Annotated in this window: 1 pseudogene; it reads left to right on the forward strand. The window is 70.7% G+C overall.

Going from position 1 to position 552, the window contains the following annotated elements:
- Positions 1-552: pseudogene (locus AC1DYG_RS19065) on the forward strand (RNA-binding transcriptional accessory protein); the annotation flags it as partial.

A 552-nucleotide genomic window follows, 5' to 3' on the forward strand; every position in this document is an offset into this window, starting at 1 on the left:
GACCCGCAGCTCGAGGACCAGATCATGCTCGCCGACACCAAGGCGCGCCTCGAGGACATCTACCTGCCGTTCAAGCCGAAGCGTCGCACCAAGGCGCAGATCGCGCGCGAGGCCGGGCACCAGCCGGTGGCCGACGCCCTGCTGACCGACCCGACCACCGATCCCGCGCAGTACACGGCGGAACAGCTCGACGGCGCGCGCTCCATCCTGGTCGAGCAGTTCGCGGAGGACGCGGACCTGGTCGGGGAGCTGCGCGAGCTGATGTGGACCCGCGGCCAGGTCAAGTCCGCCGTCCGCAAGGGCAAGGAGACCGAGGGCGCCAAGTTCGCGGACTACTTCGAGTTCTCCGAGCCCTTCGGGAAGCTGCCGAGTCACCGCATCCTCGCGATGTTCCGCGGCGAGAAGGAGGAGGTGCTCTCGCTGACCCTGGACCCGGAGACCGAGGAGCAGGCGCCCGGGGTGGCCAGCGTCTACGAGGGCCGGATCGCCTCGAAGTTCGGCGTCGCCGACCGCGGGCGTCCGGCGGACCGGTGGCTGCTCGACACCGTGCGC

This window comes from Pedococcus sp. P1_H8 (assembly GCF_056405175.1).